The sequence below is a fragment of the bacterium genome, assembly GCA_040755795.1.
Taxonomy (GTDB): Bacteria; UBA9089; CG2-30-40-21; order CG2-30-40-21; family SBAY01; genus JBFLXS01.
Map to the genome: position 1 here is coordinate 1 of JBFLXS010000194.1, position 7,281 is coordinate 7,281.

Consider the following 7,281-nt stretch of genomic DNA (forward strand, 5'->3'; position numbering starts at 1 on the left):
ATGAATCTTGTTCCTCCTTTCGTTCTTTGATAGATATAAAAGGTAACCGTAACTTTCTGTTATACGTGGCAACCTGAGTTTTTATAAAACAGCAGGTTCACACTCATTGATTCTTTCGTTTTGATTCTTTGAGTCTCTTTCTCTGAGTTCGAGTATTACTCTTTCGCAGACCGAGGCGTCTCAAAAGAATAGGTTACCAGTTACAATTAATATCATATCCAGAAAATCTTTTGCAGGGTAACTTGACACTTTATCATATCATCTCTTTTGTCTCTGCGGTGAACGATTACCTTTAAAATGGTGAGAGAGCAATAATCCAGTGAGGCTATATTTTTAAGCCGCGGTGGGAGTAACATTTTCTGGCACATAAGGTGTGGCTTTTTCTTCAAAGGCAACGCGGATTAATTCTTCAATGGTGGTTATTCCGGCTAAAACCTTTTTTATGGTGGCTTCTCTTAAAGTAATTAACCCGGAGCGTTTCGCCGCTTCTTTGATAATGTGGACTGATTCACGGGCTAAAATCAACTCTCGAATTTCATCATTTAATTCCATTACCTCAAATACACCAATTCTACCTTTATAGCCCGTATGAGAACACTTTTTACACCCAATTCCATGATATAATTTAATTTTTTCTCCTTCATCTGGGTGGATACCTATTTCTTTAAGCAGTGCGGGTGAGGGGTCATAAGCCTCTTTGCAATTAGGGCATATAACACGGACTAATCTCTGACTCAGAGATAAAATAACCGTTGATGTAATTAAAAATGGTTCGATACCCATATTAAGCAGGCGGGTAATAGCGCCTGGGGCATCATTTGTATGGAGTGTAGAAAAGACTAAATGCCCGGTTAAAGCGGCATTAATTGCTACTTCGGATGTTTCACGGTCTCTAACCTCACCAACCAGAATTATATCCGGGTCCTGCCGCATAAATGACCTCAATCCATCTGAAAAATCTAACCCTATTTCGGGTTTTACCTGCACTTGATTTATCCCCCTTAACACATATTCTACCGGGTCTTCAATCGTAATAATATTTTTATCCGTGGCGTTAATCGTTCTCAAGGTAGAATAAAGCGTGGTCGATTTCCCACTGCCTGTTGGTCCGGTGATAAGTATAATCCCATAAGGGGCAACAATGTTCTTTTCGTATAAAGCCAATGCCTCTTTATCAAAGCCTAATTTAGACAGGTCTAAACATAAACTTTTCGGGTCAAGAATACGGAGAACTACCTTTTCCCCATGCACCGTGGGGATAATCGAGACTCTTAAATCTGCCTCTCGATTGGAGATAATCACTTTGGCTCGACCGTCCTGGGGTAATCTTTTTTCCGCAATGTCTAAATTAGCAATAATTTTTATTCTTGAAACAAGCGATGGGTGGAGAGTTTTAGGTGGGGAGGGCATCTCGTATAAAATGCCATCAATCCTGTATCGCAATCTAACATCTTTTTGATAAGGTTCTAAGTGAATATCCGATGCCCCAGCATTTATCGCTTCACTTAAAATATAATTAACTAATCTGATAATTGGTGCTTCGTCTCCTTTTCCCATTTGAGAAATATCAATGGCGGCTTCCTCGGTCATCGGTCTCAAAACCTCAAATGTCTTCTCATCAATCCCTTTCATAATCTCGTCAATAGACCGCTCTTTTTTTCCATAGCATTTTTCAATGACATCTTTAATTTCATTTTCGGATGCAACCACGGGTTTTATATTACACTTAGTTGCCCTTTTAATATCATCTAAGGCAAATACATCTAATGGGTCTGCCATAGCCACGATTAAGGTATTATCTTCTTTGGAGATAGGGATAGCCAGGTGGCGTCTGACAATACTCTCTAAAACCTCTCGTCTCACATCTAAAGAAAAAGGAGATATTTCTGCTTCAGCTAAATTTACATGCTCCATTCCTAACTGGTTGGCTAAGAAATCCATAATAATGCCTTCTGTGGTAAACCCCAATTTAACCAAAATTTTACCCAGTCTTTCTCGACTTCTCTTTTTTTCAGCCAGGGCAATATCAAGTTGTTCCCGGGTAATAATCCCTGCCTCTACTAATAGTTCACCTAATCTAACTTTTTCTGCCATTTTAATCACCTCATTAGATTTGCTAATTCGTCAGCAATTACCATTTAATCAGTTAATTTCGTAGTAACCGTTCAGGCTATATATCAAAAGTGTAAGAAAGGGGATAAGGAGATAAGAGTGATATGGAGATAAGATAATAGAATATAGATTGAAATTTATAGAAATAGGTAGAAATTGATTGTGGAAAACAACAAATTTCCATAAATTTCTATTAGTTTCTATTAATTTCAATTTTTTTAATAATATCTCCCTATCTCCTTAATCTCCACATCTCCTTTTGTTACACCACCTGAACGCTTACATTTCGTAAATCCCTAAATGATATAAATCCTGAACCGTAACATCAGGGTAATGGATTAATTACTTCCTTATAGGTTTCTGGTCGGCGATTAGCATAGAATGTCCAGATATTTCGTGTCTCTTTTATTAAATCCAGGTCTATGTCGGCGATTAATATCTCATCTTTTTCTCCTGCCTCGGCGATTATCTCACCATTTGGGTCGATAACAATACTGCCGCCGTGAAATTTTTGTCCCTCTTCATCACCAACTCGATTAGCCCTTGCTACAAAAAGATTATTAGCAATCGCATTAGCACATAATACCTTTCGCCATTTTGCCTGGAAGGCAAAGCTACAGGCAGTGGGAGCAAATATAATTTGTGCCCCTTTTAATCCTAATATTCGACTACCCTCCGGGAAAAAATTATCCCAGCACATCTGGATACCAATTGTCGCAAATTTTGTTTTAAACACAGGATAACCCAGGTTCCCTAATGTAAAATAAAATCTTTCTTCCCACAGTGGTAGATGAGGAATGTGATTTTTTCGATATTTACCGAGTATTTTTCCATTGGCATCTATTACCACCGCGGTATTAAAATATATTCCTTCCTCCGCTTTTTCAAACATTGGCAAAATCAGGACTATTTTTTCTTTTTTGGCGACTTCGCCCATTACTTTAGTCATCTCGCCTGGAATTTCTTCCGCTAATGCAAAGTTTGAAACATCAATATTTTTCGGAAACCAATGAAGATTAAATATCTCCTGGAAACAGATAATATTTGCTCCTTTTGAGGAAAGATTTTGAGTAATCTCAATTGCTTTAGATAGATTTTCTTTCCTATCCTTAGTGCAGGTCATTTGAACCAATCCAACGGTAACCACTTTTTTACTCCCTCCTGTTTGCTTATCTTTACCCACATTTTTTACTGGACAATGTTACATTCATTCACAATTCACCATTCATCATTCACCATTCACAATTTCTTCCCTAAATTTCCTTAATAATGGTGAATTGTGAATTGTCAATTGTGAATTGTGAATTATCACTCTTCACTAACTACTGTTTATTTCCTACAGGTTTTTTTGAGCTAATTGGACTAATTTAGCAAAGGCATTTTTATCATTGACTGCTAAATCTGATAGCATTTTACGGTCTAATTGTGCATTTGCCTTTTTTAACCCATTAATAAATTTACTGTAAGAAAGTCCATATTCTCTTACGGCGGCGTTTATCCGAATAATCCATAATTGCCGGAATTCCCTTTTTCGGGCTTTACGGTCTCGATAAGCATAGACTCCGGCACGAATAACGGCTTCTTTAGCTAATTTATACCAGCGATGTCGTGCACCCCAGTAACCTTTGGTTAATTTCCTTATTTTGTTTTTTCTTCTTCTTGTAGCAACATTCGTTGCGGCTCTTGGCATTTGAATTCATACCTCCTTTATTTTGGTAAATGGTAACTGGTGAATGGTAATTAGTTACCAATTACCCCATTATTTACTTTTAATTTCGTGAAGTCCTATGTAACTATTTACCCAACTGAAAATGAAACAGTAAGTTCACGGAGCAAGGGAATTTATTTTTCTACATTGCTCTTTGAACCTGAAAACCATTATCTTAAATAGTTACCCTTTATTTATACGGAATAAGTTTGCGGATATTCTGTCTATCTCTACAGCTAACAAATCCTGCGCTACGCAAATTGCGTTTTCTATCCCTGGTTTTACAGGTAAATAGATGTCCGGCATTAGCCTTTTCACGCTTTATTTTGCCAGTAGCCGTAACTTTAAAAAATCTTTTTGCGGCTCCTCTGTTAGTTTTTATCTTAGGCATTAGTAATCCTCCTTTTCCCCTGAAAATAGCCGTAAGAATAGAACACGGATGACACGGATTAGACGGATGAACGCGGATTTTTTATTTCATATTCAATCTGTGTTCATCTGTGAAAATCTGTGTCCTATTAATTTGCTATTTCTCTGGCTTATGTTTTTTATCTGGAGATAAAATCATTATCATCTGTCTGCCTTCTAATTTTGGCATCATCTCGACCATTCCTATTTCTTTCAAATCCTCTACAAGTCTATCGAGTATTTTTCTCCCAAATTCTGAATGTTCCATTTCTCGTCCTCGAAATCCCATCATTATTTTAACCTTATTTCCGTCCTGTAGGAATTTGGAAATATGTCTAAGTTTGACTTCATAATCATGCCTTTCAATGTGAGGTCGAAGTTTTATCTCTTTTACTAAAATAATCTTTTGCTTTTTCTTTTTCTCCCGTTCTTTTTTTCTTTGTTCGTATCGATATTTACCATAATCCATAATTTTACAGACAGGCATAGTTGAATCAGGAACTATCTCGACTAAATCTAAATCTTTCTCCCTGGATAAGTCTAATGCTTTATATAAAGGGATAATCCCTATCTGTTGTCCATCTGTATCTATCACTCGAACTTCTCTTGCTCGAATTTGCCTATTTATTCTAAGTCCCTTAATAGTTACTCATACCTCCTTTCTATTGGTAATTAGTAATTGGTAAATGGTAATTAGTTACCAATTACGCTTATTCGTTCTCTCTCATAAGAATATCATATCTTAATGACAATGTCAATAGATTTTTTCTTTTATCTCTTTTATTAAATTATCTACAAATTCTTCTACTAAAAGATTTGCTGACTCTTTAGTATGTCTTTTTCGAACGGATACTATTTCTGTTTCTATCTCTTTATCTCCAATGATTAACATATATGGAGTTTTCTCAAGTAATTCTGCTTCACGGATTTTAAATCCTATTTTTTCATTTCTTTTATCTACTTTAACCCGCACCCCTTGTTCTAACAATCGTTCTTTAATCTTTTCTGCATAAGAAATATGTCGGTCGGCAATGGTCATAATTATTACCTGGGTTGGAGAAAGCCAGGTAGGTAATGCGCCCGCATAATGTTCGAGCAATGCCCCTAAAAATCGCTCAAGACTACCCAACACGACTCGATGAATCATTACTGGCTGATATTCATTACCATCACTGCCTACATAAGTCACATTAAATCTTTGTGGTAAATTAAAATCTACCTGGATAGTTGGACCTTGCCAGGCTCTACCAAGTGCATCTTTGAGTTTAATATCAATTTTTGGCCCATAAAAAACTCCCTCCCCCTCATCAATGGCATAATTTAGTCCTTGCTTTTTTAGTCCGACGCTCAAGGCAGAAGTAGCTTTCTCCCAAATATCTGGAGTTCCAACATATTTTTCTGGTTTGGTAGAAAGATAGACATCATATTCTTTAAATCCAAAGGTCTTTAACATCTCTGAGGCAAAGTTTAAAACAGTGCATATCTCCTCTTCAAGTTGGTCCTGGCGACAAAAGATATGAGCATCATCCTGCGTAAATCCTCTCACTCGCAGTAGCCCATGTAATACCCCACTTCGTTCATATCGATAGACTGTGCCCAATTCAAAATATCTTATGGGTAATTCTTTATAACTTCTTGTCTGGTTTTTATATATTAAAATATGGCCCGGGCAATTCATTGGTTTAAGCACATAAGGATTATCTTCAACTTCCATAAAATACATATTATCTTTATAATATTCACAATGCCCTGAAGTCTGCCATAAATCAATCTTAGCAATGTGAGGTGTAACTACTTCTAAATAATCTCTTTTTGCATGTTCCTGGCGTAAAAATCTACATATTTCCTCGCGAATGATTGCTCCTTTTGGATGATAGTAAATTAATCCTGGTCCAACTTCATCATAAATATCGAATATTTTTAGTTCTTTGCCAACTTTGCGATGGTCTCTTCTTTTTGCCTCTTCTAATTTAAAAAGATAGTTATCTAAGTCTTCTTTTTTCTCAAAAGCGGTGCCGTAGATTCTTGTAAGCATCGGATTTTTTTCACTACCACGCCAGTATGCCCCGGCAATTGAAATAAGTTTAAATGCCTTAATTAAACCGGTAGATGGAATATGAGGGCCACGGCATAAGTCTATGAAATCACCCTGCTGGTAAAGAGTAATCTCTCCCTCAATTTCATCTAATAATTCTACCTTATAAATTTCATTTTTTTGGTTAAAGAATTTTTTCGCCTCATCTTTATTCATTACCATTTTTTTAAAAGGCAGATTAGCATTGATGATTTCTTCCATTTTAGCTTCTATTTTAGGTAATTCTTCAGGAGAGATAGGGGAAGGCAGGTCAAAATCATAGTAAAATCCCTCTTCAATAGCAGGGCCAATCCCTAATTTAGTGCCTGGATAAAGCTCACAAACGGCTTGAGCCATAATATGGGCGGTTGAATGGCGGTATATTTGTAAATCCTCTATCATAAATTCTTTTCTCTTTATCACTCCTTTATTTTGGTAATTGGTAATTGGTGAGTGGTAATTAGTTAGCCATCTTCTCATCCAGCTACATCCTGTATCTTACATCCATTGTAAATTTGTGCCTTTGTAGTTAATTCTAACGCTACAGGTCGATATTTTTTATAATGGTGGGCGGTACTGGATTCGAACCAGTGACCTCTTGCATGTCACGCAAGCACTCTAACCAACTGAGCTAACCGCCCACTTATAATTACCTGGTTACTTTACTCATATCATTAGCCACTTTTTTAATAATATAATGGTCTTTAATCATTAAAATCACGAGTAAGATCAAAACCCCTAATTCAAATATTGTCTTTATTATTTCCATTATTTATCTCCTCACGAAGCAATTTTTGTAACCGTTCAGGCTATATATCAAAAGTGTCCGAAAGGGGATAAGGAGATAAGAATGATATGGAGATAAGATAATAGAAATAGATTGAAATTTATAGAATTCGAAGAATGTTGCGAAGCAAAAATAGGTAGAAATTGATTGTGGGAAACAACAAATTTCCATAAATTTCTATTAGTTTCTACT

At 36.3% G+C, this 7,281-nt stretch carries 8 protein-coding genes and 1 tRNA gene; all 9 read right to left on the reverse strand.

Annotated features, from left to right (window positions below):
- Nucleotides 1-333 precede the first annotated feature (333 nt).
- Entirely contained in the window at nucleotides 334-2,094 is a 1,761-nt protein-coding gene (locus tag AB1414_12425) for an ATPase, T2SS/T4P/T4SS family (GenBank protein MEW6608229.1), read from the reverse strand.
- Nucleotides 2,095-2,170: 76 nt separating this feature from the next.
- Nucleotides 2,171-2,296, reverse strand: a complete 126-nt coding sequence (locus tag AB1414_12430; protein ID MEW6608230.1) for a hypothetical protein — start codon at nucleotides 2,294-2,296, stop codon at nucleotides 2,171-2,173.
- Nucleotides 2,297-2,437: 141 nt separating this feature from the next.
- Nucleotides 2,438-3,295, reverse strand: a complete 858-nt coding sequence (locus AB1414_12435) for a nitrilase-related carbon-nitrogen hydrolase (protein ID MEW6608231.1) — start codon at nucleotides 3,293-3,295, stop codon at nucleotides 2,438-2,440.
- A gap of 153 nt (nucleotides 3,296-3,448) precedes the next feature.
- Nucleotides 3,449-3,802, reverse strand: coding sequence for a 50S ribosomal protein L20 (rplT, locus tag AB1414_12440; GenBank protein MEW6608232.1), 354 nt, complete (start codon nucleotides 3,800-3,802; stop codon nucleotides 3,449-3,451).
- A 208-nt stretch (nucleotides 3,803-4,010) separates the two neighbouring features.
- Complete coding sequence (gene rpmI, locus AB1414_12445; GenBank protein ID MEW6608233.1) at nucleotides 4,011-4,211, reverse strand: 50S ribosomal protein L35; 201 nt, start codon at nucleotides 4,209-4,211, stop codon at nucleotides 4,011-4,013.
- 135 nt (nucleotides 4,212-4,346) lie between these two features.
- The gene (gene infC / locus AB1414_12450; protein MEW6608234.1) at nucleotides 4,347-4,871 is read right to left on the reverse strand and encodes a translation initiation factor IF-3; all 525 of its coding nucleotides are present in this window, start codon (nucleotides 4,869-4,871) and stop codon (nucleotides 4,347-4,349) included.
- Between the two features lie 111 nt (nucleotides 4,872-4,982).
- Nucleotides 4,983-6,782, reverse strand: coding sequence for a threonine--tRNA ligase (gene thrS / locus AB1414_12455; GenBank protein MEW6608235.1), 1,800 nt, complete (start codon nucleotides 6,780-6,782; stop codon nucleotides 4,983-4,985).
- A gap of 84 nt (nucleotides 6,783-6,866) precedes the next feature.
- A tRNA-Val gene (locus AB1414_12460) sits at nucleotides 6,867-6,943 on the reverse strand.
- Between the two features lie 131 nt (nucleotides 6,944-7,074).
- Nucleotides 7,075-7,260 carry a hypothetical protein gene (locus AB1414_12465; GenBank protein MEW6608236.1) on the reverse strand — a complete coding sequence of 62 codons (186 nt, stop codon included), beginning with the start codon at nucleotides 7,258-7,260 and terminating at the stop codon, nucleotides 7,075-7,077.
- Nucleotides 7,261-7,281: the final 21 nt, after the last annotated feature.

What these genes read in the sequence shown, in the direction of transcription:
- thrS (MEW6608235.1), bottom strand. Translation starts at nt 6,782, where the DNA reads ATGAGAAGATGGCTAACTAATTACCACTCACCAATTACCAATTACCAA.
- AB1414_12425 (MEW6608229.1), bottom strand. Translation starts at nt 2,094, where the DNA reads ATGGCAGAAAAAGTTAGATTAGGTGAACTATTAGTAGAGGCAGGGATT.
- rpmI (MEW6608233.1), bottom strand. Translation starts at nt 4,211, where the DNA reads ATGCCTAAGATAAAAACTAACAGAGGAGCCGCAAAAAGATTTTTTAAA.
- AB1414_12465 (MEW6608236.1), bottom strand. Translation starts at nt 7,260, where the DNA reads ATGGAAATTTGTTGTTTCCCACAATCAATTTCTACCTATTTTTGCTTC.
- rplT (MEW6608232.1), bottom strand. Translation starts at nt 3,802, where the DNA reads ATGCCAAGAGCCGCAACGAATGTTGCTACAAGAAGAAGAAAAAACAAA.
- AB1414_12430 (MEW6608230.1), bottom strand. Translation starts at nt 2,296, where the DNA reads ATGGAAATTTGTTGTTTTCCACAATCAATTTCTACCTATTTCTATAAA.